Source organism: Burkholderia sp. SIMBA_051 (assembly GCF_046534915.1).
GTDB lineage: Bacteria > Pseudomonadota > Gammaproteobacteria > Burkholderiales > Burkholderiaceae > Burkholderia > Burkholderia ambifaria.
This window is the reverse complement of sequence record NZ_JAWRXS010000710.1, coordinates 1-246: the sequence shown is the minus strand read 5'-3', so window position 1 is coordinate 246 and position 246 is coordinate 1. Positions and strand designations below refer to the sequence as shown.

1 protein-coding gene is annotated in these 246 nt (G+C 66.3%); it reads left to right on the top strand.

What is annotated here, in order from left to right; all coding sequences use genetic code 11:
• Window positions 1–30: 30 nt before the first annotated feature.
• A partial coding sequence (locus SB771_RS36305; RefSeq protein WP_410722198.1) for an ATP-binding protein occupies window positions 31–246 on the top strand: 216 nt, incomplete at its 3' end.

The window sequence follows — 246 nt, the reverse complement described above, 5'->3', positions numbered from 1 at the left end:
CCCTGCGCGCCAACCCACCGGAGGACCGTCATGTCTAACGACATCGCCGCCCAGCTCAAGGGGCTCAAACTGCATGGCATGGCGAGCACCTGGCCAGAGCTGCTGGCGCAGTCGCGTCACACGGAGTTCGACCCGGAGCGCTTCATGAAGCAGCTGCTGATGGCTGAGACGGCGGAGCGACAGGTGCGCTCGATCGCCTATCAGATGACCGCCGCTCGCTTCCCGGCTCACCGCGACCTGAAGGGC